Genomic DNA, 23,685 nt, shown 5'->3' on the forward strand with positions numbered 1-23,685 from the left:
GCGGGATCGGACCCCGATTACTTGTTTGACGAAGCGGGCTGCGGCGCGGGCACGATGACGGTCTGGGCAGGGGGCTGCGCGACCACCTGCGGGGCGGGCTGAGCCGGGGCCGGGGCGGGCACCACGACGACCTGCGGCTGCTGCGGGGCAACCTGTGCATCGCGATAAGCGATCAGCAGGGGCTGGCCGACAAGACCGGTCTGCGCGGACCCGCCGTTGATGGCCCAGTAATAGGCCTGCATCAGCTGGTCATACTGGTAGGTGGCATATTCGCGACCGTTGACGGGGTAGCCCATCACCAGCTGGTAGCGCTCGATCGCCTGCCGGGTACCGTTGCCGATCTGGCCATCGACGGCACCGGCCTGAAAGCCGAAATAGTTCAATGCGGTCTGGGTGTCGCGGCCCATCTGCGTTGCCGGGATGCCACCGCCGCCGCCACCGCTGGTGGTTCCGCGGTTGCCACCGCCGTTATTGCCATTGGCAATGGCAGCGCCGATCAGGCCACCAATGATCAGGCCACCCACGACATCGCCTGCGTCGGCGCGGGCTTCCTGGGCGGGAACGGCAGCAAGAGCGACGGCAAATGTCGCGGCAGTCAGGGATTTGATAATCATGGCATCCTCCAATTCGGTGTCTCAGCTGTTGGTCGCAACTTAGCACGTTTCGGTTCAATCCAAAGTCCGAAAACCTTTACTATTTGGGGTAAACCGCCTCCAATAAAGCGTATTAACCGCGTGCATCCGCCCCGGATCGCCTGCGGACTTTCCCGCCCTCAGGCATGATTCGCCCCGGCTGCGCGGCGCATCCACCAGACTGCGCCCCCCGCCAGCAGGGCCAGCGCCATGACGCTGGCGAAGCCGTCCCATCCCGCGCCGTCCAGCACGATCCGGTTGGTCAATCGTCCGGGCAGGAAGTTCAGCAGCCCCGCCGCCGCCAACCCCCATGACATATTGGTCATCGCCGCCCGATGACCGCGCAGATCCTTTCGGATCGCCGCCCGGACCCCCGTCACCAGCCCGAAGATGGTCAGCACGGACAACAGGTGGATCGGGCTGAACGGGCCGACCACGCCGAACCCCGTGATCCAGAAAGAGCTGATCGCCGTCACCGCCATCGCCAGAACCCAGCCATAGCCCGCCAGCCTGTGCAGCCGGTCGCGGCGCGGCCGCCACAGCACCACAGGCGTCAGCAGCAGGGCGGGCACGGCACCGGCAACATGGATCTGCACCGCGATCGGTGCATTGAAAAGCGGGGCAAAACTTGTCATGTCAGACCTCTTGATTGTCTTCTGGAATGCGATGCACCGGCTGTGCCACGGCCCGGCGCGGAACCGACAGGGACGATGCGTAAAGAGAAAGGCCGCATTCGTGAGTGACGGGCCCTTGCAATCCGCGAAGCGTGAATGGCACGCGATCCTGTCCAGCCGGCCGACGCTGGTGATCATCGCCGCCGTGGGCATCGTGGCAGGGCTCGCGGGACCGTTCGGCACTTTGGAACATCTTACGCCTTTGCCCAGGCTGGCCTACTGGCTGGGGCTGTGCTTCGTCACCTATGTGACCGGCTCGATCCTCGTCACCATGCTGACCGCAGGCGGTTTGGGGCGGTTTTTGCCGCGCGCTCCGGCGGTTCTGGTGGCCGGGGCTCTGGCGGGGCTTGCCATCACGCTGGAGGTCGCACTGCTCAACTGGGCGGTGTTCGGGCTGGTCCCGACCGCGCCGCGCTATGTTGCGGGGCTGGCGCTTAACGGAATCCTCATCGCCATGATCATTGCGGGGGTGGCGCTTTATCTCGGCCCGTCCACGCCCAATGCCCCCGTTAGCCGGCTTCCCTCCCTTCTCGAACGCTTGCCGCTGGACAAGCGCGGGACGCTGATCTCCCTGTCGGTGCAGGATCACTATGTCGAGATCGTCACCAGCAAGGGGCGCGACATGCTGTTGATGCGCCTGTCGGACGCCATCCGCGAAACCGATCCCATACCGGGGTTGCAGGTCCACCGGTCGCATTGGGTGTCGCTCGCCCAGGTCCGCTCGGTCCGGCGCGACGGCGCGCGTGCGGTCTTGACGATGTCGGACGGACGCGACATTCCCGTAAGCCGGTCCAACATCGCGGCCGTGAAGGAGGCCGGGCTTCTGCCCGGATAGCATATGGTAGACTGGATCCGCTCGGACGAACTGGTGCCCTATGATCAGGCCGTGGCCTGGATGGAGGACCGCGCCGCCGCCATCGCGCGGGGCGAGGCGGACGAGGCGATCTGGCTACTGGAGCACCCGCCGCTCTACACCGCAGGCACCTCGGCCAAGCCTGCCGACCTGACCGATCCCGACCGGTTTCCGGTCTATGAGACCAAGCGCGGCGGCCAGTACACCTATCACGGGCCGGGCCAGCGGGTGGCCTATGTGCTACTCGACGTTGCGGCGCGCGGTCATGACGTGCGGGCCTTCGTGCAGCAGATGGAGGATTGGGTCATCTCGACCCTGGCCGAGTTCAACCTGACGGGCGAAAAGCGCGAGGGCCGGGTCGGTGTCTGGGTCGCGCGGCCCGACAAGCCCGCCCTGCCCGATGGCACGCCCCGTGAAGACAAGATCGCGGCGCTTGGCGTGCGGCTGACCAAATGGGTCAGCTATCATGGCCTGTCGATCAACGTGGAACCGGATCTTTCCCATTTCGACGGCATCGTTCCTTGCGGCATCACCGGGCACGGGGTGACATCGCTGGTCGATCTGGGTCTGCCGGTGACGCTGGACGATGTGGATGTGGCCTTGGAAAAGTCATTCGGGCAGATCTTCGGCACCGCCCCGGTCGCGCGGCGAAGCCCCCCGGCCTGATCTGGCATCACAGGAATACCTTTGGCCGGTCTCGGTTCCTCCCGGCTGCTGCCACAGTTTTTGAACAAATTGACCGGAAGTGTTTTTGAATTCCGGTTGAGGAGGACGTCATGTCCACTGACAAAACTGAGATACAGCGATTTCTCCGCGATGACTCCGGCGCGGTCACCGTTGACTGGGTGGTGCTGACCGGCGGGCTGGTGGGGCTCGGTCTTGCGACAACGGCGGTCATTTCCTTGGGGGTCGAATACCAGGCCGAAGAAATCGCCGACTTGTCCGGCCAGAGCATCACCGGTCTGCACCGGTGGGGGCAGAACCGGCTGGCAAACGGCTCTTTCGAAGATATCGAGGGCATGATCGCCGCCGGTTGGGGGTTCTATTCGGCTGGCGCGATGAGCGGTTGGTCGCTTCTGGACGATCCGCGCGCCGAAGTGGTCTGGAGCGGCTATCACGGCGTCACGGCGACCGACGGCGGCTACATGCTCGATCTCGATGCCAGCCCGGGGAACATGAGCCTCGGACAGGTCATGACCGACGCCGTGGACGGCCAGGTCTATACCGTGTCCTTCGATGCCGCCGATCCGCGCATGAACAACGGCGTGGAGGTCTACTGGGGCGGCGAACTGGTCGGCACCGCCGATCCGCAGGGCACGTCCATGAGCAGTTATGAATTCGAGATCACCGGCGGGTCCGGCGACGGGTCGAACCTGCTGATGATCAGCGGCACCGGCCCCGAGGACAATGTCGGCGCCTATATCGACAATGTCAGCGTCGAGAGCTGACCCCATGAAACGAACCGTTTCCGATATGCCGCGCGATCTGCCATGTTTTGGCCCGATTTCCACAGCAAACTGGAACAATACCGGATCACCCTGTTGCAGATGCGATCGGGTTGCAACGGTATGGACCGCGCCCGAGGGAACAAGAAACGCGGCCAGCAACGCCAGGTCCGGCTGTATTGTGTGAGCCGGACACCTGTATCGAGTAGTACGCCCATTTCGGGCAACCAGAAGGAAAGTGTCGTGCCACAAGCAACCGACCACGAACGGAACGACCGGATCGAAGCCTCCGTCATGATGGCGGCGTTGGCCACGCTCGGCCTGCTGGTCGCCCTTGCCGTCTCGACCTCGATTTCGGACGTGTCCGGACTTCACGCCGAAGCGCCGCAGGACGGCCCCGATCCGGCGCGCCAGATTACCGGAATCGAAGAAACCGGCAGCGAAGTTCAGGGCAGCGAACTGAACTGAGCCATCCGGCAGATCACACAACGCCCGGTTGCGATTGTTCCGAATTTCGCCTCCACCAGCGCTCTATAGGCGAATCCTGAGGCATTTTTTCCCACCCTGACGCCGCCAAACACGTTGCGAACCCCCCACCTGCAAACTAGAACATCCGATAGGGAATAGGGCGCGTGGGGCCAGACAGTCTTGGTCTGCGTGCTTCTTTGGAACAGGAGACGTCCATGGCTGATGCTGCCATTTCGGGACATGACCACGAAAAGCCGGGGTTCTTCACCCGCTGGTTCATGTCCACCAACCACAAGGATATCGGTATCCTTTATCTGTTCACCGCGGGCTTCGTCGGCCTTCTGTCGGTGATCTTCACGGTCTACATGCGCATGGAGCTGATGCATCCCGGCGTTCAGTACATGTGTGCCGAAGGCGCCCGCTTCCTTGGCGGGATCGGTGCCGAAGAATGCTCCCCGAACGGTCACCTCTGGAACGTGATGATCACCTATCACGGCGTCCTGATGATGTTCTTCGTGGTGATTCCGGCGCTGTTCGGCGGTTTCGGCAACTACTTCATGCCGCTGATGATTGGCGCACCCGACATGGCGTTCCCGCGCCTGAACAACCTCAGCTACTGGATGTATGTGGCAGGTGTGTCGCTTGGCGTCGCCTCGATGCTGGCACCCGGTGGCAACGGTCAGATGGGCTCGGGTGTGGGCTGGGTGCTTTATGCGCCGCTCTCCACGCTTGAAGCGGGCACCTCGATGGACTTTGCGATCTTCGCGGTCCACGTCTCCGGTGCCTCGTCGATCCTCGGCGCGATCAACATCATCACCACGTTCCTGAACATGCGTGCGCCGGGCATGACCCTGCACAAGACGCCCCTGTTCCCCTGGTCGATCTTCGTGACCGCATGGCTGATCCTGCTGTCTCTGCCGGTTCTCGCTGGCGCCATCACCATGCTGCTGACCGACCGCAACTTCGGCACCGGGTTCTTCAACCCGGCCGAGGGCGGTGACCCGATCCTGTATCAGCACCTGCTGTGGTTCTTCGGCCACCCGGAAGTTTACATGATCATCGTTCCGGGCTTCGGCATCATCAGCCACGTCATCGCGACCTTCTCCAAGAAGCCGGTCTTCGGCTACCTGCCGATGGTCTACGCGATGGTCGCCATTGGCGCGCTTGGCTTCGTCGTGTGGGCACACCACATGTACACGGTCGGTATGACGCTGAACCAGCAGGCCTATTTCATGGTCGCCACGATGGTCATCGCGGTGCCGACGGGCGTGAAGATCTTCAGCTGGATCGCGACGATGTGGCAGGGCTCGATCGAGTTCAAGACGCCCATGCTGTTCGCCATCGGCTTCATCTTCATCTTCACCGTTGGCGGTGTGACCGGCATCGTGCTGTCGCAGGCGGGCCTCGACCGCGCCTATCACGACACCTACTACGTGGTTGCCCACTTCCACTACGTGATGTCGCTTGGTGCCGTGTTCTGCATCTTCGCCGGTGTCTACTACTGGATCGGCAAGATGTCCGGCCGCCAGTATTCGGAGTTCTGGGGCAAGGTGCATTTCTGGCTGTTCTTCATCGGCGCCAACATCACCTTCTTCCCGCAGCACTTCCTTGGCGTCCAGGGCATGCCGCGCCGCTATATCGACTACCCGGAGGCTTATGCCTACTGGAACTACATCTCGTCGATCGGTGCCTTCATCTCCTTTGCCTCGTTCCTGCTGTTCATCGGCATCGTGTTCTACACGCTGATGGCAGGCCGTCGCGTCACCGAGGACAACTATTGGGGCGAATACGCGGATACGCTGGAATGGACTCTTCCCAGCCCGCCGCCGGAGCACACCTTCGAGGAGCTTCCGACCCCCGACATGTGGGACAAGCAACCGCACCACTGATCCGATGCCGGTTGACCTAACCCGATATTCAGAAAGGGCTCCGGATCATTCCGGGGCCCTTTTCAATGGCGGCGAGGGCCAGCCCCGGCTGCGCCTTGTCGCGCGTCCGCACAAATCGCTGACGCCGGGTGGTTTCGTCTGGTTCATCGGCGCAACTGCCGTGCTGCTGGCGCTGCCGCTGCTGGCGGCTTTCGGATCGCCGGTTCTCTGGGGGCTCCTGCCCTTCATCGTCGGGGCAGTCTGGGCCATCTGGTGGGGGCTGAAACGGTCCTGGCGCGACATGGACCTGCATGAGGAACTGCTGCTCTGGGACGATCATGTACGCCTGACCCATGTGGCCCCGCGCAAACCCGATCAGCTGTGGGAGGCGAACCCCTACTGGGTGCAGGTTCGCCTGATCCCGCAAGGGGGGCGCGTACCGGACTACGTGACTCTGAAAGGCGAGGGCCGCGAGGTCGAGATCGGCGCGTTTCTGGCCGCCGAGGAACGGGTGGAACTGTATCACCTGTTGCTGCGCGAAATGCGGCCCGGTTGATCCGGCCCGCCCGTTAACCTGATCTTCATTCCGATCTGCCATGGTGGCCAGCGGTTAACCACATACCAAGCGTGGCTTCGTCTGCCCGCTGCCGCCAGATACGGCTCCTGACAACGGCCAAGGTGGATCACGGCAGGCTCAAGGACACGTCCGATAGACACCCCAATGCCCCGCGCCGGAACGCGGCGCCGCATTCCATTTACCTGCCCTGAAGCGACCACGCCTCAACACAGGCGTTTCCCATGAGACCGCGTCCCCTCTGCCCGGTCCAAGCCGGTTCCGCAGCGGAATACGCATGAAAAAACGGCCCTCCCATCGGGTAGGCCGTTCCATGAAAACCCTGGGCAGGTGCCTACCCCAGCATATCCCGCACCTTGGGGCCGACGGCCCCGAAATCCATCTGGCCGGTATATTTGCTTTTCAGCGCGCCCATGACCTTGCCCATGTCGCGGATGCTCTCTGCGCCGGTGGACGCAATCGCATCCGCAATCGCCTTGGCCACTTCCTCATCCGACAATTGGCGCGGCAGGAATTCCTCCAGGATCACGATCTCCTCGCGTTCCTTCTCGGCCAGTTCCAGCCGCCCGCCTTCCTCATAGGCCCGCGCGCTTTCCTGGCGCTGCTTGACCATCTTGCCGAGGATCGCCAACACATCGGCCTCACCCACGCCCTCGGATTCGCCCTTGCCGCGCGCGGCAATGTCCTGATCCTTGATCGCGGCATTGATCAACCGCAGGGTCGACACCCGCGCGCTGTTCTTCTCGCGCATCGCGGCCTTCATTTCGGTCGTGATCCGTTCCCTCAGTGACATAGGTCCCATCCCCTGATGATTGCAGAATCCCTGTGCAACAGTGCCCGACAATAGGCGAATGCACCCGCAGCAACAAGGCTCTCGCAGCCGCTTGACCCCACGGGGCCTTGCCCTTAGGTTGCCGCGAATTTCGCGCCAGCACCGGAGTCGCCCATGACAACCCGCCCCACCGCCTGCCTCGTTCTCGCTGATGGGACCGTGTTCTATGGCCGAGGTTTCGGCGCCACCGGCCAGACCGTGGCGGAGCTCTGCTTCAACACCGCGATGACCGGCTATCAGGAGATCATGACCGACCCCTCCTATGCGGGCCAGATCGTGACCTTCACCTTCCCCCATATCGGCAATACCGGCGTCAATCTGGAAGACGACGAAACCGCCGAACCCGTGGCCGCCGGCATGGTGGTGAAGTGGGACCCGACGGAGCCATCGAACTGGCGCTCGCAGCAGGAGCTGACCGAGTGGCTGGCCGCCAAGGGCCGCATCTGCATCGGCGGTGTCGACACCCGCCGCCTGACCCGCGCGATCCGCCAGCAGGGCGCGCCCCACGTGGCGCTGGCCCATGACCCTGACGGGAACTTCGACCTGGAGGCACTTGTTGCCGCCGCCCGTGGCTTTGCCGGGCTGGAGGGGCTGGACCTCGCCAAGGACGTGACCTGCGCGCAAAGCTACAAATGGGACGAAAAACGGTGGGCCTGGCCCGAGGGTTACACAAAGCGCGAGGAACCCGGCTTCAAGGTCGTGGCCGTGGACTATGGCGCCAAGCGCAACATCCTGCGCTGCCTCGCCTCGGCCGGCTGCGACGTGACCGTCCTGCCCGCCACGGCAACCGCCGAGGAAGTGCTGGCCCATCAGCCCGACGGCGTGTTCCTGTCCAATGGACCCGGCGACCCGGCGGCGACCGGCATCTATGCGGTGCCGATGATCAAGGAGGTGCTGAAGGCCGACCTGCCCGTCTTCGGCATCTGTCTTGGCCACCAGATGCTGGCACTGGCGCTTGGCGCCAAGACCGTCAAGATGAACCACGGCCACCACGGGGCGAACCACCCGGTGAAGGATCTGGAAACCGGCAAGGTCGAGATCACCTCGATGAACCACGGCTTCACCGTCGACAGCCAGACCCTGCCCGCGGGCGTGAAGGAAACCCATGTCTCGCTTTTTGACGGGTCGAACTGCGGCATCCGCATGACGGATCGGCCTGTCTTCTCGGTGCAGTACCACCCCGAGGCCAGCCCCGGCCCGCAGGACAGCTACTACCTGTTCGAACGCTTCGCCGCCGCCATGCAGGCGCGTAAAGCCGAGACGGTTTAACCATTTATTAGGACTTCGAGCCTCCAATGATCCCCGACCCGGACAGGTCGGGGATTTTTGGTGTGAGCGGATGAATAAGGCGGTTCGACAGGCGTACAGCCCTCAGGGCACGGCAAAGCTGCGTGTTGTTCCTGACGCCCGCCCTCCCCTGCGCAAGCCCCGACTGGCCCAACTGCTGTTCGACCGGGGGGCCATCACCGCCGAACAGATGCACAGGGCCCTCGTCAGCCAGCGCCACCGAGACCTGCCGATCGGGGAAATCCTCGTCACCCAGGGCGCCATTTCCGAAGCGCAGCTTCTGGACGCGCTGGCCGAGCAGAGCGGTACAAAGCTGCTGCCAGAGGATCACCCGCCCCCTGACCCGGCGCTGGCGGGGCTGCTGCCGGCGGGGCTGGCCATTCGGCTCAACGCCGTGCCCCTGCGCCGCGCGGGATCGGCACTTGTGATCATGACAAACCGCCCCGACCATGCCGATGAGATTCGCGCCGCGCTGTCGGATCAAGACGGCCCCGTGTTGCTGGCACTGGCGAGCCGCGACCGCATGCAGGCCGCCCTGACCGGTGTCTATGGAAAAGAACTGGCCCGCATCGCCGAGGCACGCACCCCCGGGCCCTATAGCTGCCGCGACTGGGACGCGCCGCGCGCCTTTCGTCGCTGGCTCGCGGTGCTGCTGGCGGTCTGTGGCGCGCTGCTGCTGGCCCCCGGCGCGGTGGTGGCGGGGCTGTGCGCGCTTGGCGTGTTGATTGCGGCCATCAATGCGACGCTGAAATGGTTGGCCCTGCATGGCATCGACCTGCCGCCTCAGGCCCGGCAGGAGGATGACGCCCCGCCGATCCACCCGTCTTCCGCGCTGCCCGTGGTGACGATCCTGCTGCCGCTGTTCAACGAGCCCGACATCGCCGGGCACCTGATCCGCCGGGTCAGCCGGCTGGACTATCCGCGCGAACTGCTCGACGTGATCCTGCTGATCGAGGAAGAAGACGCGACCACCCGCAATGCCCTTGCCCGCGCCGATCTGCCCTTCTGGATGCGTGCCGTGATCGTGCCGCCGGGCCAGCCCCGCACGAAGCCACGGGCGATGAACTATGGCCTCAACTTCGCGCGGGGGTCCATCGTGGGCGTCTATGACGCCGAGGACGCGCCGGAGCCGGACCAGATCCGCAAGGTTGCGCAGCGGTTCCTTGAGGTGCCCCCGGATGTCGCCTGCCTGCAAGGGCAGCTCGACTACTACAACCCGCATCACAACTGGCTGAGCCGCTGTTTCACACTGGAATATGCCACCTGGTTCCGGCTGCTTCTGCCCGGCGTGTCGCGCCTTGGCCTCTTCGTGCCCCTGGGTGGAACGACGCTTTTCTTCCGCCGGTCGTTGCTGGAGGAAATGGGCGCGTGGGACGCCCATAACGTGACCGAAGACGCCGATCTGGGCCTCAGGCTGACCCGGCAGGGCTACCGGACCGAGATCATCGAGACCACCACCTATGAAGAGGCCAATGCCGCCGTTCTGCCATGGGTCAAGCAACGGTCCCGCTGGCTCAAGGGTTACGCGATGACCTGGGCCACCCATATGCGCGACCCGGTGCGGCTGTGGCGCGACCTGGGTGCGCGGCGGTTCATCGGGCTGCAGGCGCAGCTACTGGGGACGGTCCTGGGCTTCTCGCTGGCCCCGGTGCTGTGGACGCTGGTGGTGAAGGTCGCAGGCCTTCCGCACCCGCTGGACGCCTACCTGACAACGCAGGGCTATCTGGGTCTCGCCTTCTTCTTCGTGGCCTGCCAGATGCTGACCTTCTACGCCGCCTGGCGCGCCGCCGCCCTGCCGCGTCACCGCAAGCTCCGGCTCTGGATTCCGATACTGGATGTCTATTTCCTGCTGGCCTCTGCCGCCACGCTTCTGGGGCTGGCAGAGCTGCTGGTCAAACCCTTTCACTGGCGCAAGACGGCCCATGGGCGGTTTTCTCAGGGCGGGCAGGCCACCGACCTGATGCAGGATCAGACCTTGCCGGCCTCTTCCTTCAGCCGCACCTCGAACGCCGTTGACAGGTGATCCTTCAGCATCCGCGCCGCGCGGTCCCCGTCGCGCTCGGCAATGGCGCGCACAATCGCGTCATGCTCCTCCAGCGCCACCGGCCCGCGCCCCTCTGCCGCCAGGGATGTGGTCGCCATCAGCGCCATGGACCGGTGCACGAGGTCAAGCTGCTGCACCAGGTACTTGTTGTGAGAGGCCAGGTGAATCTGCTTGTGAAACCGCCGATTGGCCCGGCTGAGCGCCGCCGGATCATCCAGAAGCGCGTGGTCTGCCGCCACCATCTCCTGTAGAACCTTGATCTCTTCCGTCGCCGCATGCTGCGCCGCAAGCCGCGCTGCCAGCCCCTCCAGCTCGGCCCGCACGATATAGAGCTGCGCCATCTGGTCGTGATCGAGCGAGGCCACGATCAGGCTGCGCCCGTCCCGGCTGAGCAGACCTTGAGTTTCCAGCCGCTGCAACGCCTCGCGGATGGGGGTGCGGCTGACGCCGAACCGCTCCGCCAGCTCCGATTCCACCAGCCGCGATCCGGGCCGATAGGTGCCCTCGTCGATGGCTTTCAGGATCAGGTCATAGGCGTCTTTTTGCGGCGCTTTTGGAGTGGCCATTGGTTTCCCCCCGGTTTTCTGGCAAGGCTAGGACCGCCCCGGCACAAGCGCAAGCCTTTCGGGGCGCGGCAAAAAAGGACGCAGCCCATGCCCCGCGCGCATTTCGAGCATGTCACAACCTGGGTCTTCGACCTCGACCATACGCTCTACCCGCCGGACATGGCGCTGTTTGACCAGATCAACGTGAAGATGACCGCCTATGTGATGGAGGCGCTCGGCGTGGACCGGGACGAGGCCGACCGCCTGCGCCACAAATACTGGCGCGACCATGGCACGACGCTGGCGGGGCTGATGGATATTCACGGGGTCGATCCCGGCCCCTATCTGCACGAGGTCCACCAGATCGACTTTTCGGTGCTGACCCCGGACCCGGAGCTTGCCGCCCGTATCTGCGCCCTGCCCGGCCGCCGGATCATCTACACCAACGGCACCGCGCCCTATGCCGAACAGGTGATCGACGCGCGCGGGCTGTCGGGCCTCTTCGATGCGATATATGGCGTGGAACATGCGGGCCTGCGTCCCAAACCGGAACGCCGGGCATTTGAGGCGGTGTTTACCCGCGACGGGCTCGACCCCACCCGCGCAGCGATGTTCGAGGATGACGTGCGCAACCTCGCCGCCCCGCACCAGATGGGTCTGCGCACCGTCCACGTGGCCCCGGACCCGGAACCCGCCGACCATGTCCACCACCACACCGATGACCTTGCCGGGTTCCTGTCGCGTCTGACCGGCTGACTCTGAACGGCCCTGCATCTTGGCAACATCAACTCGGGGGAGGCGCCGCCGGGGGCCGAAACGCGTCGCGCGGGTCGATGTGGCGCAGCCACGGCAAAACCGGCAGCGTCAGCCCGTCGCACTGCGTCATCCGGTCCGTTCTCGATGCCGGTTCGACACCTATCTCCCTGTGTGCGAACAGGAGATATCACATGGCTTTCATTCCACAGTCCGGCCCCTCGAAGGGTCTCTACCCGCTGTTCCGGTCGCTTCTGAGGGCGCTGGACAGTTCAACCGTCATGCTCTGGGCCATTGCGCTTCTGGCCATTGCATGGATCGCGGGCACCATCGTCTTCGGCTATGCCGGGCTGATCATCGGGGCGCTGACGGCGGTGGTGCTCGGCTTCTACCTTCTGATCCGCATCACGCTCGGCTGACGCGCCCTTCTGCCGCTTGGACCTTGCCCCGTTTCAGGCGTATCAGACGGACACCATGCCGGTGAAGGAGACCCTCCCATGCCCCAAATGATCGAAACCGATGTGCTGGTCTCGGGCGGCGGCGTCGCGGGGCTGACGGCGGCTGCGGCCTTCGGGTCGGCGGGGTTTTCGGTGATCTGCGTCGACCCCACCCCGCCGGTCACCGACATGCAAGCCGAAGGATCGGACCTGCGCACCACGGCCTTCCTGCAACCCTCGCGCGATTTCCTGATCCGCGCGGGGCTATGGGATCGGCTGGAGCCCCATGCCAGCGCGCTACAGATCATGCGGATCGTCGATGCGGGCGGCGCAGAGCCGGAGCCGCGCAGCAGCCATGATTTCAACGCCGCCGATATCTCGGACCTGCCGTTTGGCTGGAACCTGCCCAACTGGCTGCTCAGCCGCGAAATGGTGGCCCGGCTGGCCGAGATGCCCAATGTCGATTTCCGCCCCGGCACCGGCACGGCGGGCGTGCTGACCCGCGAGCGCGAGGCGCTTGTGACACTCTCGGATGGCGCTCGCATCCGCGCCCGGCTGGTCATTGCCGCCGATGGCCGCAACTCACCGGTGCGCGAGGCTGTGGGCATCCCCGTGAAAACCACCCGCTACGGCCAGAAGGCGCTGGCCTTCGCGGTCACCCATGACGTGCCGCATGGAAACGTATCAACCGAGATCCACCGCTCCGGCGGGCCGTTCACGCTGGTGCCGTTGCCCGATCACGAGGGCCGCCCCAGTTCCGCCGTGGTCTGGATGGAACGCGGCCCCGAAGTGGCGCGGCTGGCCGCCTTGCCTGCCCCCGATTTCGAGGCCGAGATGACCGCCCGCTCCGCCGGTCTCTGGGGACCGCTCACGCTGATCACACGGCGCACGGTCTGGCCGATCATCTCTCAGGTGGCCGAGCGGATGGAGGGCGAGCGCGTGGCGCTGGTGGCGGAAGCGGCCCATGTGGTGCCGCCCATTGGCGCGCAGGGGCTGAACATGAGCCTCGGTGACATGCGAGCGCTGCTGGACCTGGCCGAAGCCAACCCCGGGGATCTGGGGTCGCGCAGGATGCTTGCCGCCTATCACAAGGCCCGCCACGGCGAGGTGCGTGCCCGTGTGGCCGGAATCGACGCGCTGAACCGGGCCTCCATGGTCTCGATCCAGGGGCTGCGCGACATGCGGATGCGGGCGCTTCGGGCGTTTTACTCGGTCAAGCCCGTGCGGACCAGTTTGATGCGCGCCGGGCTTGGAACCGGGCGCGCGGGATAGGGCGCTTTCGTCCTGCGTCAAACGCGGCGGGCGCACCGGGGTTCTGTCTGCACGCGGGGTGCACGGGGTGTGTGCGCAGGGCGTCGGGCTGAAATCGCCCTTCAGCGCGCCAGGGCCAGCAGCCCCTCCACATCAAGATGCCGCTCCATATGGGCGGCCAGCGCATCCAGGGTCTGCTCCACCACCTGCCCGTAGGATTGCGTTCCGGCCTGCACCCCGAACCCGTCCAGGAAGGCGCGCCGGAACCCGTCTTCCGCGAACATCCCGTGCAGGTAGCTGCCCTGCACCCGCCCATCCGCAGACCGCGCACCCTCTGGCAGTCCGGCAACCCGCGCGAAGCCCCGCGCCCGGTCCGGCCCATCCGTGCGCCCGATATGAATTTCGTAGCCCCGCATCGCGGCGCCCGTGGCCTCGTGCACGGCCTCGACACGGGTCAGGCTCTTGTCGCCGGTCATCACGGTGTCCACCTCCAGCAAACCGAGACCATCGGTCGATCCGGCGATGCCCTCGATCCCGTCGGGGTCGTGAACCACCCGGCCAAGCATCTGATATCCGCCGCAAATCCCAAGAATATGCCCGCCGCGCCGCCAATGGGCCAGCAGGTCGATATCCCAACCCTGAGCCCGCAGATATGCCAGATCCCCGCGCGTGGACTTGCTGCCGGGGATGATCACAAGGTCGGTCTCTGCCGGGATCACCTCGCCGGCCCGCACCATGGTGAGCGACACGCCCGGCTCCTGCGCCAGCGGGTCGAGATCGTCGAAATTGGCGATGCGGCTGAGCGCCAGGCAAGCGACCTTCAACCCCTCACCGAAGCCCCCCCGGGGCAGGTCCAACGCGTCCTCGGCAGGGAGTTTGGATGCCTCGGTAAAGAACGGCAACACCCCGAAGCCACGCCACCCGGTGCGCGTCCCGATCATCCGGTAGCCATCGTCGAACAGGCTGACATCGCCTCGGAACTTGTTGATCAGAAAGCCCTTGATCAGCGCCTCATCGCCCGGATCCAGCACCGCCTGCGTCCCCACCATCTGGGCAATCACGCCCCCCCGGTCAATATCACCCGCCAGCACCACCGGCACACCCGCCGCCGCGGCAAAGCCCATATTGGCAATGTCGCCCGCGCGCAGGTTCACCTCCGCCGGGCTGCCAGCCCCTTCCACGATCACCAGATCATGGTGGGATTTCAGACGGTTGAAACTCTCCAGCACAGGCGCCATCAGCTGCGGTTTCAAGCCCGCATAGTCCCGCGCCTTGACCGTGGTCAGCCGCTTGCCCTGCACCACCACTTGCGCGCCAACATCCGTTTCGGGCTTCAGCAGCACCGGGTTCATGTCCACCACGGGCTCCAGCCCCGAGGCCAGAGCCTGCAAGGCCTGCGCCCGCCCGATCTCGCCCCCGTCCACGGTCACGGCGGCGTTGTTGGACATGTTCTGCGGCTTGAACGGCGCGACCGACAGCCCGCGCAGACGCGCCGCCCGGCACAGCCCCGCCACCAGCAGCGACTTGCCCACATTAGACCCCGCCCCCTGGATCATCAGCGCCCTGGTCATGTCCGTTCCTGTCGCCCTGAAACCAATGAAGGGTCCAGAAACGCCTCGACCGCCGCGTTGGCGATCACCGTCACCGCACCGCTATCCGGATTGGTCACGTCGAGCCCGCCATGCACCGCCCTGACCTCGACCCGCCCGCGCGGCAGGCCCTTTGCCAGCGCCGCGCAATCCACCTTGTCCGGGGCCTGCACACCCACGGTCACCTGTACGCGCATCTGCGCATGATCCAGCCCGAGCGCCTCAAACATGGGGATCGAACTATGTCGGATCGCATCCTCGATCGCGCGCGCAGCGGCCTTGGTGTAGTCCTGCCCATGCAGGTCGCCGCCCATCCCCATCTCGATGATAAAGCGCTGCTCTGCCATCACACGCGCTCCATCTCGAAAGCGACCGACAGCGCCGCCACCGCGATCACCGTGGGCGCCTTGCCATCCGCGCGCGGCACGTCGAGCCCGCCCTTGACCGCGCTGACCGACACCTGCCCGTAAGGGAAGACGGCCGCCACAGCATCCGCATCGACCCGGTCCGGCGCGGCCACTCCAATTTCCACGTCGATCAGCATCTCGGACTTGTCACGCTCAAAGAGCTCCGCAAGATTGATGGAATTATGCCACAGCGCATCGCGCACGGCGCGTATCGCGGCCTCGGTATAATCCTGCCGGCGCAGGCTGGTGCCCTGACCGAATTCGGTCAGCATCCTGGTCTTACCCATACGTGTGTTTCCCTTGCGCATCTCCTCCAGAACCTGCGCCCGCGGACAGGGCAGGAGCCTCCGGCGGAGGTATTTCAGCCAAGATGAAATCGGAAGGGAAAAGGCGTCGGCGCCGCGCCCAGTGCTGCCGAAGCAGGTTAGACGCGGCGCTTTCACCTTGGGCGGTCATCGGGACCTCTCCCTGTACCGCACGCCCATCATGGCACGTTAACCTTAACAAACCCTTGCTTTCATCTTGGCGAAAATACCTCGGGGGGTCCGGGGGGCAGCGCCCCCCGGCGGGTCGACGCCGAAGGCGGCGAAACCGCTCTCAGAACTCGACTCCCTTCTGCCCCTTTATCCCCGACCGGAACGGGTGCTTGACCAGCGTCATCTCGGTCACCAGATCGGCGATCTCGATCAGCTCCTCCTTGGCATTCCGCCCGGTCAGCACCACATGGGTCATCGGCGGCTTTTCCTCGCTCAGGAACCGCACGACCTCGGCGATATCAAGATAATCATAGCGCAGCGCGATGTTGATCTCATCGAGCAGCACCATATTGATCGAGGGGTCGCGGATCAGCTCCTTCGCCTTTTCCCAACCCTTCGCGGCCATGGCGATATCGCGGCTCTTGTCCTGGGTTTCCCAGGTGAAGCCCTCGCCCATGGCATGGAATTGGCAAAGGTCGGAGAAATTCCCCTCCAGAATGCGCCGCTCGCCCGTGTCCCAGGCCCCCTTGATGAACTGCACCACCGCACAGGGCATCTCATGGGCGATACAGCGCAGAATCATCCCGAAGCCGGAGGAGGATTTCCCCTTGCCCGGCCCGGTATGGACGATGATCAGCCCCTTCTCGCCTTCCTTGGTGGCCATGATCTTGTCGCGCGCGGCCTTCTTCTTGGCCATCTTCTGGGCGTGGCGGTCTTCATCCGAGAGCGGCGTATCGGCCATTTCATCATCCTTCGCTTGACATCGGTGCGGCTCATGCCGCAGGTGCGGGTCTGCTGGTTCCTGTTCCTAGAACAGGCGAAGAGGGAATGCGACAGGCTTTGCGACCTTGCACGGTTCATCGCCGAAGCGCAGCCGCCCCCGCGACCGTGACCGGAGAAGGCCCTGGAACCACTGGCACAGCCCGGGAAGGACCAGACGCCGCCGGGGCAGACCTGCCCCGATATCCGCAAGCCGGGAGACCTGCCAGCGACAGGAGTAACGGGCGGCCGGGGTGTGTCGCGCCGGCCATGATGGGCAGATGCGCCCCGGCTGGTCCCCCCTTTTCGCCAAGCATGGAAGAGGCCGCGCATGGGCGAGGTGACAGTCACGGTCTGCACGACCTGCCGCAAGACGGTGGATGGAGAACGCGTTCCCGAAGACCCACGTCCGGGATTCCGCCTGCATGAAGCGCTGCAAGCCGCCGACCTGCCCGAGGGCGTGCGCCTGCGCGGCAATGAATGCCTGTCCGCCTGTTCCAACGGCTGTTCGCTGGCCATCACCGGCGGGCCAGACCGCTGGACCTATATCTATGGCCGCCTCGACCCGGATGATCATCTTGACCAGATCCTCGCCGGTATCCGCGCCTATGCCGCCACCACCGACGGGCTCGTGCCCTGGCGCGAGCGGCCCGAGGTCTTTCGCAAACAATCCATCGCCCGCATCCCCCCGCTTTCGGCCCCAGACAGCAAGGACTGATCCATGCAATCGCTCTCCAAGATCCCCGTCACCGTCATCACCGGCTTTCTCGGGGCGGGCAAGACCACGCTCATTCGCCACCTGATGACCAATAACCAGGGCAAGCGGCTGGCTGTTCTGGTCAACGAGTTCGGCACCGCGGGCGTCGATGGCGACATCCTCAAGACCTGCGCGGACGAAAACTGTCCGGCGGAAAACATCGTGGAACTGGCCAATGGCTGCATCTGCTGCACCGTGGCCGATGATTTCATCCCGACGATCGAGGCGCTGATGGCGCTGCCGGACACGCCCGATCATATCCTGATCGAAACCAGCGGGCTGGCCCTGCCCAAGCCGCTACTCAAGGCCTTCGACTGGCCCGCGATCCGCAGCCGCATCACCGTCGACGGCGTCATTGCGCTCGCTGATGCCGAGGCTGTGGCCGCTGGCCGCTTCGCCCCCGACGTGGACGCCGTTCAGGCACAGCGAGAGGCCGATGACAGCCTCGACCACGATACGCCGCTTGGCGAAGTGTTCGAAGATCAGATTTCCTGCGCCGATATCGTGCTGCTCTCCAAGGCCGACCTCGCGGGGGAAGAGGGGCTGGCAAAGGCCCGCGCTGTCATCGAAGCCGAGATGCCCCGCCCTGTCTCCATCCTGCCGATGACCGAGGGCGTCATCGACCCGCGCGTGGTTCTGGGTCTGGAAGCGGCCGCTGAGGATGACCTCGACGCCCGCCCCAGCCACCATGACGGCGCGGATGACCACGAACATGACGATTTTGACAGCGTGGTGATCGAGCTGGACGAGGTAGACAACGTGAAAGCGCTGGAAGCCGCCGTGTTGCGGCTGGCGCGGGAACAGAACGCGCTGCGCGTGAAGGGGTATATCGCCGTGAAGGGCAAACCGATGCGACTGCTGGTTCAGGCCGTGGGCGAGCGCCTGCGCACCCAGTTCGACCGCCCCTGGGGTGACTTGCCCCGCCGGTCGCAACTGGTGGTGATCGGTGAGCATGACCACGTGGACGCCGCCGCCATCCGCGCGGTGCTGGAGGGGTAAGGCCGGGCCGATGCATGTCGTCTTCCGCGAAAGTCACGGGTTGGAGGAAACCGACACCCCGCAGGATCTGGGGCAAAGCCCTGCCGATCTGGTGGTGCTGTCCTTTTCCGATTCCGACCTCGGGGCCTTCGCGGCGGGTTTTGCGCGTGCCAAGGCGCATGGGTTCGAACCGAGCGTTCGCCTTGCCAATCTGGTCGCCCTGAAACATCCGCTTTCGGTCGACACCTACGCGGACCAGACGCTCGTCGGCACGCGCGCGGTTCTGGTCAAGCTCATTGGCGGCGAAAGCTACTGGCCCTACGGCCTCGCCACCTTGCGCGAACTGGCCGACCGCACCGGCATGGCGCTGGCGGTCCTGCCCGCCGATGGCCGCCCCGATCCGCGCCTTGACGAGCTGTCCACCCTGCCCGTCTCGACCCTGCGCCGCTTGCAGCACCTCTGCGACGCGGGCGGGGCGGTCGCGGCCCATGCGGCGCTGGCGCAGCTGGCACTGGCGGGCGGGCTCTATGCGGGCCCCGTGGTGGGCGAGAAGACCGTGCCGGATTTCGGCTTCTACCGACCCGGCGACGGTGTGCTGCGCAGTTTCGAACCCTCGGGCAAACCGCTCGTCCCCGTCACCTTCTACCGCTCTTACCTGACCGCCGCCGACACCGACCCGGTGGATGCCACAATCGCGGCGCTGGAGGCCAAAGGGTTCGAGGCCGTGGGTATCTTTGCGTCCAGCCTCAAGCAACCCGCTGCCGCCGACTGGCTGCGCGCGGAACTGGCACGGCTCGCACCCGCGGCAATCGTCAACGCCACCGCCTTTTCGGCGCAGGGCGCGGATGGCAAGCCCTCACCGCTTTCGGACCCCGGTTGCCCGGTCTTTCAGGTGGCCCTCTCGACCGCGCGCAAAAAGGACTGGGTCGAGGCCGACCGGGGCTTGTCGCCCGCCGACCTCGCCATGCATGTGGTGTTGCCGGAAGTGGACGGGCGCATCTTTGCGGGCGTCGCCAGTTTCAAGCAGCCGGGTCGCAAGGACCCGGACCTGGAATATTCCCGTTTCGCGCATCGTGCCGATCAGGGCCGCATCGCTCAGGTGGTGGACCGTGTTGCCGCGTGGCATCGCCTTGCCACCCTGTCCGCCGCCGAGAAGCGGCTGGCGCTGGTGCTGTCGACCTATCCGGGCCGCGACTGGAACCTCGCCCATGCGGTCGGGCTCGACCCGCTGGCTTCGGTCGAGGGGCTGTTGGAGGTGCTGACCGCGCAAGGCCACGACCTGGGCCACGCCCCCGACATGGGCAAACGCTTGCTGGTCGAACGGATCGGCTGGCCGCTGGCGGATTACCGCGAGGCCTTGAAAACCCTGCCCGCCGCACTGCGCGATGACCTTTTCGCCGCGTGGGGAGAGCCCGAAACCGACCCCGCGACCGTAGGCGACCAGATCACCTTCGCCGCAATCCGGGCGGGCAGGGCGCTGATTGCGCTGCAACCCGAACGGGGTGAGGTGAAGACCCGCGACGACGATTACCACGACCTTAGCCGCACGCCCCGCCACGGCTATGTCGCCTTCTACCTATGGCTCCGCGCACAAGCCGATGCGCTGATCCATGTCGGCGCGCATGGCACGCTGGAATGGCTGCCGGGCAAGGCTGTGGCGCTGTCGCAGGACTGCTGGCCCGAAGCGCTGCTTGGCGCGTTGCCCGTGATCTATCCCTTCATCGTCAACGACCCCGGCGAGGCCGCGCAGGCCAAGCGCCGGGTGGGGGCAGTCACCATCGGCCATATGCCGCCCCCGATGGCGCAGACGACGCTGCCAGAAGGCATGGGGCGCTTGGAACATCTGCTGGATGAGTATTCCACCGCCGACGGGCTCGACCCCGCCCGCCGCGACCGGCTGATCTCCGATATCCGGGCGGAGGCGCAGGGAACCGGGGTCGAGGCCGATCTGGGCATCCCGGCAGATGCCAGCGCCGCCGAGGCGATCACCCGCATCGATCGTTTCGTCTGTGACATCAAGGAAAGCCAATATGGCGACGGACTGCACATCTTCGGCACGGGCGATTGCGGTGCCGAGGAACGCGCCGGGATGCTGGCCGCGCTGGAGGGTCGGCTGGTCGCCCCCGGCCCGTCCGGGTCGCCCCATCGGGGCCGGTCCGACGTGATGCCCACGGGGCGCAACCTCTTCACCACCGATCCTCGCGCCGTTCCCTCCCGCGCCGCCCATGCGCAGGGGGTGAAGCTGGCCGAGGAACTTTTGCGCAAGCACCTGCAGGATCACGGAGACTGGCCGCGCGGGCTGGTCGTGGACCTGTGGGGATCGGCCACCATGCGCACGGCGGGCGAGGAATTTGCCATGGCGCTGCACCTCGCGGGCCTCGCGCCCAAATGGGACGAGGGCAGCGAACGCGTCTCGGGCTTCGAGGTGATCCCGCTGGCGCTGCTTGGCCGCCCGCGCACCGACGTGACCCTGCGCGTCTCGGGCCTCTTCCGCGATGTCTTCCCCGGCCTTGCCCAGATGTTCGAGGCAGCAGCAGGCGCGCTGGCGGAACGTGAGGAAGCGGCAGAAGACAACCCTTACCTGGCTCGCACTCCCCGCGTCTTCGGGCCCCGGCCCGGCAGCTATGGGGTGGGGATGACGGCCCATCTGGACGATTACTCGGACGAAGCGCGTAGCGCGGCGGGCGAAGCGTGGCTCGCTGCCTCCTCCTACGCAATTGACGCGCAGGGGGCGTCCTCCGAGGCGCGCGATGCGCTGGAAACCCGCGTGAAATCCGCCGACAGTTTCGTGCACCTGCAGGATCTGCCGGAAACCGACCTGCTGATGGCCTCGGACTACGCCGCGCATGAGGCGGGCTTTGCCGCCGCCGTGGCCCGGCTTGGCGGCGATGCGCCCGCGCTTTACCACATTGACGCGACACAGCCCGACCGCCCCCGCGCCCGCGACCTGACCGAGGAGATTGCCCGCGTCACCCGCGCCCGCGCAGCCAATCCCGATTGGGCGAATGGGATGATGCGCCACGGGTTCCGGGGCGCGGCAGAGATCGCCGCAACGCTCGACCACCTCGCCGCCTTTGCGCATCTGGCCGCCGCCGTTCCTCCACACCTGTTCGACCTCTACCACGACGCCACGCTTGGCCGCGACGATCTGGTTGCCTTCATGGAGCGCGAGAATCCCGAGGCCCTCGCCGCCATGCGCGCCCGCTTTCAGGCGCTGCACGATGCGGGGCTGTGGGTGACCCGCCGCAATTCCATCGCCGCCAGTCTGGAGGCCGCACAATGAGCGCCCCGGTGGTCCATGGCTGGTGCCCCGGCGCGCTCAGGCCGATGATGTCGGGGGACGGTCTGGTGGTTCGGGTGCGCGCGCCGCTTGGGCGGCTGACCCAGGAACAGGCGGCGGGTGTGGCCCGGCTGGCCGGGCAATTCGGCAATGGGCTGATTGACGTTTCGGCCCGCGCAAACGTCCAGATCCGGGGCGTGACACCCGAGGCGCATCCGGCGCTGATCGACGGGCTGACAGCGCTTGGCCTGATTGACCGGGACGTAGCGGCGGAAACCCGGCGCAACCTGGTGATCCAGCCATTCTGGGCCGAGGGCGATGCGACGCATCGTACCGCGCTGGCCCTGACCGAAACACTGGCCCGCGATGACGCCCCCAACCTGCCCGGCAAGTTCGGTTTCGCGGTAGATTGCGGACCCCGCCCCCTTTTGCAAAACATCTCTGCCGATATTCGCGTTGAAGCCACTTCCGACAGCTTGTTCGTCAGGGCGGACGGAGCGGCAACCGGCCAGCCGGTGGGATCGGCACAAGAAGCGGCAGAGGCCGCGATGGCGCTGGCCCATTGGTTCCTCGACACCGGTGGTGCGCCCGACGGTCGTGGCCGCATGGCGCGGCACCTGGCAGGCGGGGCCGTTCTGCCCGAGGCGTTTCGCAGTCAGCCCGCAGTGGCGGGGGCGACACCTCCGGCTCCTGGGGCTTCGCCTTCGGGGCAGCTTGTGGCGCTGGCTTTCGGACAGATCACCGCCCCCACCCTCACCGCGCTGGCAGAGCTTGCCCCGATCCGTGTCACCCCGTGGCGGATGCTGCTGCTGGAGGGCGTCACCGAGGCCCCCGCCCTACCCGGCCTGATCCACGACGCCACGGACCCGCGTTTGGCGATAGACGTCTGCACCGGCGCGCCGGGATGCCCGCAGGGCCTATCGCCCACACGCGATCTGGCCCGCGACCTTGCCCCACATCTGCGCCCCGGCCAGCGCCTGCACATCTCCGGCTGCGCCAAGGGCTGCGCCCATCCCAGCCCTGCGGCCCTGACCCTGACCGCGACCGGCCCCGACCGGTTCGACCTTATCCGCGACGGCCGCGCCGACGCCACGCCCGAGGCCGTTGGCCTCACACCCGACCAGATCAAGAAGGCCCTTTGAATGCCCCACAGCTACGAAACCAACGGCGCTGCCATCTACGAGGAAAGCTTCCGGACCATCCGGGCCGAAGCCGAGCTCGACCGTTTCGACCGCGACGAGGAACCGGTCGTCGTGCGCATGATCCACGCCGCGGGACTCGTGGGGCTGGAAAAGGACGTGCGGTTTTCCCCCGGCATGGCGACCATCGCCCGTCAGGCGCTGAAAGACGGCGCCCCGATCCTGTGCGACGCCTATATGGTGAGCGAGGGCATCACCCGCCCGCGCCTGCCCGCGAATAACGAGGTGATCTGCACCCTGCGCGATCCCCGTGTGCCCGACATGGCCAAGGAGATGGCCAACACCCGCTCCGCCGCCGCGCTGGAACTGTGGCGCCCGCATCTGCAAGGCGCGCTCGTGGCCATCGGCAACGCGCCCACGGCGCTTTTTCACCTGCTCAACATGCTCGAAGACCCTGCCTGCCCGCGCCCGGCCGCCATTATCGGCTGCCCCGTGGGCTTTGTTGGCGCGCGGGAATCCAAAGACGCGCTGATGGAGGACCTGCCGGTCCCGTCGATGATCGTACAGGGCCGCCTTGGCGGGTCCGCCATTACCGTGGCGGCGGTCAACGCGCTCGCCAGTTTCAAGGAGTAAGCGA

24 protein-coding genes and 1 riboswitch are annotated in these 23,685 nt (G+C 65.9%); of the genes, 16 read left to right on the forward strand and 8 right to left on the reverse strand.

Annotation, left to right across the window (positions count from 1 at the left end; translation table 11 throughout):
* Positions 1–17: 17 nt before the first annotated feature.
* Positions 18–614 carry a peptidoglycan-binding domain-containing protein gene (locus ACOOEX_RS14145; protein WP_420395427.1) on the reverse strand — a complete coding sequence of 199 codons (597 nt, stop codon included), beginning with the start codon at positions 612–614 and terminating at the stop codon, positions 18–20.
* 158 nt (positions 615–772) lie between these two features.
* Positions 773–1,267 (reverse strand): DUF2306 domain-containing protein, encoded by a 495-nt coding sequence (locus tag ACOOEX_RS14150; protein ID WP_420395428.1) that lies wholly within the window; start codon positions 1,265–1,267, stop codon positions 773–775.
* A gap of 100 nt (positions 1,268–1,367) precedes the next feature.
* On the opposite strand from ACOOEX_RS14150, the gene ACOOEX_RS14155 reads away from it, so the two are divergent.
* The 6 genes from ACOOEX_RS14155 to ACOOEX_RS14180 all read left to right on the forward strand — a co-directional run bounded on the left by ACOOEX_RS14155 (position 1,368) and on the right by ACOOEX_RS14180 (position 6,496).
* Positions 1,368–2,141 carry a LytTR family DNA-binding domain-containing protein gene (locus ACOOEX_RS14155; protein ID WP_420395429.1) on the forward strand — a complete coding sequence of 258 codons (774 nt, stop codon included), beginning with the start codon at positions 1,368–1,370 and terminating at the stop codon, positions 2,139–2,141.
* Positions 2,142–2,144: 3 nt separating this feature from the next.
* Positions 2,145–2,825 carry a lipoyl(octanoyl) transferase LipB gene (lipB, locus tag ACOOEX_RS14160; protein WP_420395430.1) on the forward strand — a complete coding sequence of 227 codons (681 nt, stop codon included), beginning with the start codon at positions 2,145–2,147 and terminating at the stop codon, positions 2,823–2,825.
* Between the two features lie 110 nt (positions 2,826–2,935).
* A complete protein-coding gene (locus ACOOEX_RS14165) occupies positions 2,936–3,607 on the forward strand; it encodes a hypothetical protein (RefSeq protein ID WP_420395431.1) in 672 nt (223 codons plus the stop codon).
* A gap of 240 nt (positions 3,608–3,847) precedes the next feature.
* On the forward strand, positions 3,848–4,072 hold the full coding sequence (locus tag ACOOEX_RS14170) for a hypothetical protein (RefSeq protein WP_071690686.1): 225 nt from the start codon (positions 3,848–3,850) through the stop codon (positions 4,070–4,072).
* A gap of 215 nt (positions 4,073–4,287) precedes the next feature.
* The gene (gene ctaD / locus ACOOEX_RS14175) at positions 4,288–5,961 is read left to right on the forward strand and encodes a cytochrome c oxidase subunit I (RefSeq protein ID WP_420395432.1); all 1,674 of its coding nucleotides are present in this window, start codon (positions 4,288–4,290) and stop codon (positions 5,959–5,961) included.
* A gap of 4 nt (positions 5,962–5,965) precedes the next feature.
* On the forward strand, positions 5,966–6,496 hold the full coding sequence (locus tag ACOOEX_RS14180; protein ID WP_420395433.1) for a DUF2244 domain-containing protein: 531 nt from the start codon (positions 5,966–5,968) through the stop codon (positions 6,494–6,496).
* 352 nt (positions 6,497–6,848) lie between these two features.
* On the opposite strand, the gene ACOOEX_RS14185 is transcribed toward ACOOEX_RS14180, so the two are convergent.
* Complete coding sequence (locus ACOOEX_RS14185; protein WP_420395434.1) at positions 6,849–7,307, reverse strand: GatB/YqeY domain-containing protein; 459 nt, start codon at positions 7,305–7,307, stop codon at positions 6,849–6,851.
* A 153-nt stretch (positions 7,308–7,460) separates the two neighbouring features.
* On the opposite strand from ACOOEX_RS14185, the gene carA reads away from it, so the two are divergent.
* Positions 7,461–8,615: a glutamine-hydrolyzing carbamoyl-phosphate synthase small subunit gene (carA, locus tag ACOOEX_RS14190; RefSeq protein ID WP_420395435.1), complete on the forward strand. Its 1,155-nt coding sequence runs from the start codon at positions 7,461–7,463 to the stop codon at positions 8,613–8,615.
* 70 nt (positions 8,616–8,685) lie between these two features.
* Positions 8,686–10,656: a glycosyltransferase family 2 protein gene (locus tag ACOOEX_RS14195; RefSeq protein WP_420395436.1), complete on the forward strand. Its 1,971-nt coding sequence runs from the start codon at positions 8,686–8,688 to the stop codon at positions 10,654–10,656.
* On the opposite strand, the gene ACOOEX_RS14200 is transcribed toward ACOOEX_RS14195, so the two are convergent.
* Positions 10,602–11,243: a GntR family transcriptional regulator gene (locus ACOOEX_RS14200; RefSeq protein ID WP_420395437.1), complete on the reverse strand. Its 642-nt coding sequence runs from the start codon at positions 11,241–11,243 to the stop codon at positions 10,602–10,604. The two genes, ACOOEX_RS14195 and ACOOEX_RS14200, sit on opposite strands and share 55 nt — an antisense overlap.
* Before the next feature lie 87 nt (positions 11,244–11,330).
* On the opposite strand from ACOOEX_RS14200, the gene ACOOEX_RS14205 reads away from it, so the two are divergent.
* The 3 genes from ACOOEX_RS14205 (at position 11,331) to ACOOEX_RS14215 (ending at position 13,684) form a co-directional block, all read left to right on the forward strand.
* The gene (locus tag ACOOEX_RS14205; protein WP_420395438.1) at positions 11,331–11,978 is read left to right on the forward strand and encodes a pyrimidine 5'-nucleotidase; all 648 of its coding nucleotides are present in this window, start codon (positions 11,331–11,333) and stop codon (positions 11,976–11,978) included.
* A 191-nt stretch (positions 11,979–12,169) separates the two neighbouring features.
* The gene (locus tag ACOOEX_RS14210; RefSeq protein ID WP_420395439.1) at positions 12,170–12,394 is read left to right on the forward strand and encodes a hypothetical protein; all 225 of its coding nucleotides are present in this window, start codon (positions 12,170–12,172) and stop codon (positions 12,392–12,394) included.
* An 87-nt stretch (positions 12,395–12,481) separates the two neighbouring features.
* Positions 12,482–13,684, forward strand: a complete 1,203-nt coding sequence (locus ACOOEX_RS14215; RefSeq protein ID WP_420398377.1) for a UbiH/UbiF family hydroxylase — start codon at positions 12,482–12,484, stop codon at positions 13,682–13,684.
* Between the two features lie 101 nt (positions 13,685–13,785).
* Here ACOOEX_RS14215 and ACOOEX_RS14220 read toward each other — a convergent pair whose 3' ends face one another.
* From ACOOEX_RS14220 to cobO, 4 genes are all read right to left on the reverse strand, one after another.
* Positions 13,786–15,234, reverse strand: coding sequence for a cobyric acid synthase (locus tag ACOOEX_RS14220; protein WP_420395440.1), 1,449 nt, complete (start codon positions 15,232–15,234; stop codon positions 13,786–13,788).
* Positions 15,231–15,599 carry a Lin0512 family protein gene (locus ACOOEX_RS14225; protein WP_420395441.1) on the reverse strand — a complete coding sequence of 123 codons (369 nt, stop codon included), beginning with the start codon at positions 15,597–15,599 and terminating at the stop codon, positions 15,231–15,233. Before ACOOEX_RS14225 ends, ACOOEX_RS14220 begins: the two co-directional genes overlap by 4 nt.
* Positions 15,599–15,946, reverse strand: coding sequence for a Lin0512 family protein (locus ACOOEX_RS14230; protein ID WP_420395442.1), 348 nt, complete (start codon positions 15,944–15,946; stop codon positions 15,599–15,601). The genes ACOOEX_RS14225 and ACOOEX_RS14230 overlap by 1 nt, the downstream gene beginning before the upstream one ends.
* 310 nt (positions 15,947–16,256) lie before the next feature.
* On the reverse strand, positions 16,257–16,877 hold the full coding sequence (gene cobO, locus ACOOEX_RS14235) for a cob(I)yrinic acid a,c-diamide adenosyltransferase (RefSeq protein WP_420395443.1): 621 nt from the start codon (positions 16,875–16,877) through the stop codon (positions 16,257–16,259).
* A gap of 37 nt (positions 16,878–16,914) precedes the next feature.
* Positions 16,915–17,140, forward strand: a riboswitch (cobalamin riboswitch).
* Between the two features lie 85 nt (positions 17,141–17,225).
* Here cobO and ACOOEX_RS14240 point away from each other — a divergent pair.
* Genes ACOOEX_RS14240 through ACOOEX_RS14260 form a run of 5 tightly spaced genes read left to right on the forward strand, consistent with a single transcriptional unit; the run spans position 17,226 to position 23,681 of the window.
* Entirely contained in the window at positions 17,226–17,612 is a 387-nt protein-coding gene (locus ACOOEX_RS14240; RefSeq protein ID WP_420395444.1) for a DUF1636 family protein, read from the forward strand.
* A gap of 3 nt (positions 17,613–17,615) precedes the next feature.
* Positions 17,616–18,650, forward strand: coding sequence for a cobalamin biosynthesis protein CobW (gene cobW, locus ACOOEX_RS14245; protein ID WP_420395445.1), 1,035 nt, complete (start codon positions 17,616–17,618; stop codon positions 18,648–18,650).
* A gap of 10 nt (positions 18,651–18,660) precedes the next feature.
* Positions 18,661–21,912 carry a cobaltochelatase subunit CobN gene (cobN, locus tag ACOOEX_RS14250; RefSeq protein ID WP_420395446.1) on the forward strand — a complete coding sequence of 1,084 codons (3,252 nt, stop codon included), beginning with the start codon at positions 18,661–18,663 and terminating at the stop codon, positions 21,910–21,912.
* Positions 21,909–23,051 carry a precorrin-3B synthase gene (gene cobG, locus ACOOEX_RS14255; protein ID WP_420395447.1) on the forward strand — a complete coding sequence of 381 codons (1,143 nt, stop codon included), beginning with the start codon at positions 21,909–21,911 and terminating at the stop codon, positions 23,049–23,051. The genes cobN and cobG overlap by 4 nt, the downstream gene beginning before the upstream one ends.
* On the forward strand, positions 23,052–23,681 hold the full coding sequence (locus tag ACOOEX_RS14260) for a precorrin-8X methylmutase (RefSeq protein WP_420395448.1): 630 nt from the start codon (positions 23,052–23,054) through the stop codon (positions 23,679–23,681).
* Positions 23,682–23,685 lie beyond the last annotated feature (4 nt).

Source organism: Nioella sp. (assembly GCF_965215655.1).
In the GTDB taxonomy this organism is placed as follows: domain Bacteria; phylum Pseudomonadota; class Alphaproteobacteria; order Rhodobacterales; family Rhodobacteraceae; genus Nioella.

Coding starts and splice junctions, on each gene's coding strand:
- ACOOEX_RS14145 (WP_420395427.1), bottom strand. CDS start 614: ATGATTATCAAATCCCTGACTGCCGCGACATTTGCCGTCGCTCTTGCT.
- ACOOEX_RS14150 (WP_420395428.1), bottom strand. CDS start 1,267: ATGACAAGTTTTGCCCCGCTTTTCAATGCACCGATCGCGGTGCAGATC.
- lipB (WP_420395430.1), top strand. CDS start 2,145: ATGGTAGACTGGATCCGCTCGGACGAACTGGTGCCCTATGATCAGGCC.
- ACOOEX_RS14165 (WP_420395431.1), top strand. CDS start 2,936: ATGTCCACTGACAAAACTGAGATACAGCGATTTCTCCGCGATGACTCC.
- ctaD (WP_420395432.1), top strand. CDS start 4,288: ATGGCTGATGCTGCCATTTCGGGACATGACCACGAAAAGCCGGGGTTC.
- ACOOEX_RS14180 (WP_420395433.1), top strand. CDS start 5,966: ATGCCGGTTGACCTAACCCGATATTCAGAAAGGGCTCCGGATCATTCC.
- ACOOEX_RS14185 (WP_420395434.1), bottom strand. CDS start 7,307: ATGTCACTGAGGGAACGGATCACGACCGAAATGAAGGCCGCGATGCGC.
- carA (WP_420395435.1), top strand. CDS start 7,461: ATGACAACCCGCCCCACCGCCTGCCTCGTTCTCGCTGATGGGACCGTG.
- ACOOEX_RS14195 (WP_420395436.1), top strand. CDS start 8,686: ATGAATAAGGCGGTTCGACAGGCGTACAGCCCTCAGGGCACGGCAAAG.
- ACOOEX_RS14200 (WP_420395437.1), bottom strand. CDS start 11,243: ATGGCCACTCCAAAAGCGCCGCAAAAAGACGCCTATGACCTGATCCTG.
- ACOOEX_RS14205 (WP_420395438.1), top strand. CDS start 11,331: ATGCCCCGCGCGCATTTCGAGCATGTCACAACCTGGGTCTTCGACCTC.
- ACOOEX_RS14210 (WP_420395439.1), top strand. CDS start 12,170: ATGGCTTTCATTCCACAGTCCGGCCCCTCGAAGGGTCTCTACCCGCTG.
- ACOOEX_RS14215 (WP_420398377.1), top strand. CDS start 12,482: ATGATCGAAACCGATGTGCTGGTCTCGGGCGGCGGCGTCGCGGGGCTG.
- ACOOEX_RS14220 (WP_420395440.1), bottom strand. CDS start 15,234: ATGACCAGGGCGCTGATGATCCAGGGGGCGGGGTCTAATGTGGGCAAG.
- ACOOEX_RS14225 (WP_420395441.1), bottom strand. CDS start 15,599: ATGGCAGAGCAGCGCTTTATCATCGAGATGGGGATGGGCGGCGACCTG.
- ACOOEX_RS14230 (WP_420395442.1), bottom strand. CDS start 15,946: ATGGGTAAGACCAGGATGCTGACCGAATTCGGTCAGGGCACCAGCCTG.
- cobO (WP_420395443.1), bottom strand. CDS start 16,877: ATGGCCGATACGCCGCTCTCGGATGAAGACCGCCACGCCCAGAAGATG.
- ACOOEX_RS14240 (WP_420395444.1), top strand. CDS start 17,226: ATGGGCGAGGTGACAGTCACGGTCTGCACGACCTGCCGCAAGACGGTG.
- cobW (WP_420395445.1), top strand. CDS start 17,616: ATGCAATCGCTCTCCAAGATCCCCGTCACCGTCATCACCGGCTTTCTC.
- cobN (WP_420395446.1), top strand. CDS start 18,661: ATGCATGTCGTCTTCCGCGAAAGTCACGGGTTGGAGGAAACCGACACC.
- cobG (WP_420395447.1), top strand. CDS start 21,909: ATGAGCGCCCCGGTGGTCCATGGCTGGTGCCCCGGCGCGCTCAGGCCG.
- ACOOEX_RS14260 (WP_420395448.1), top strand. CDS start 23,052: ATGCCCCACAGCTACGAAACCAACGGCGCTGCCATCTACGAGGAAAGC.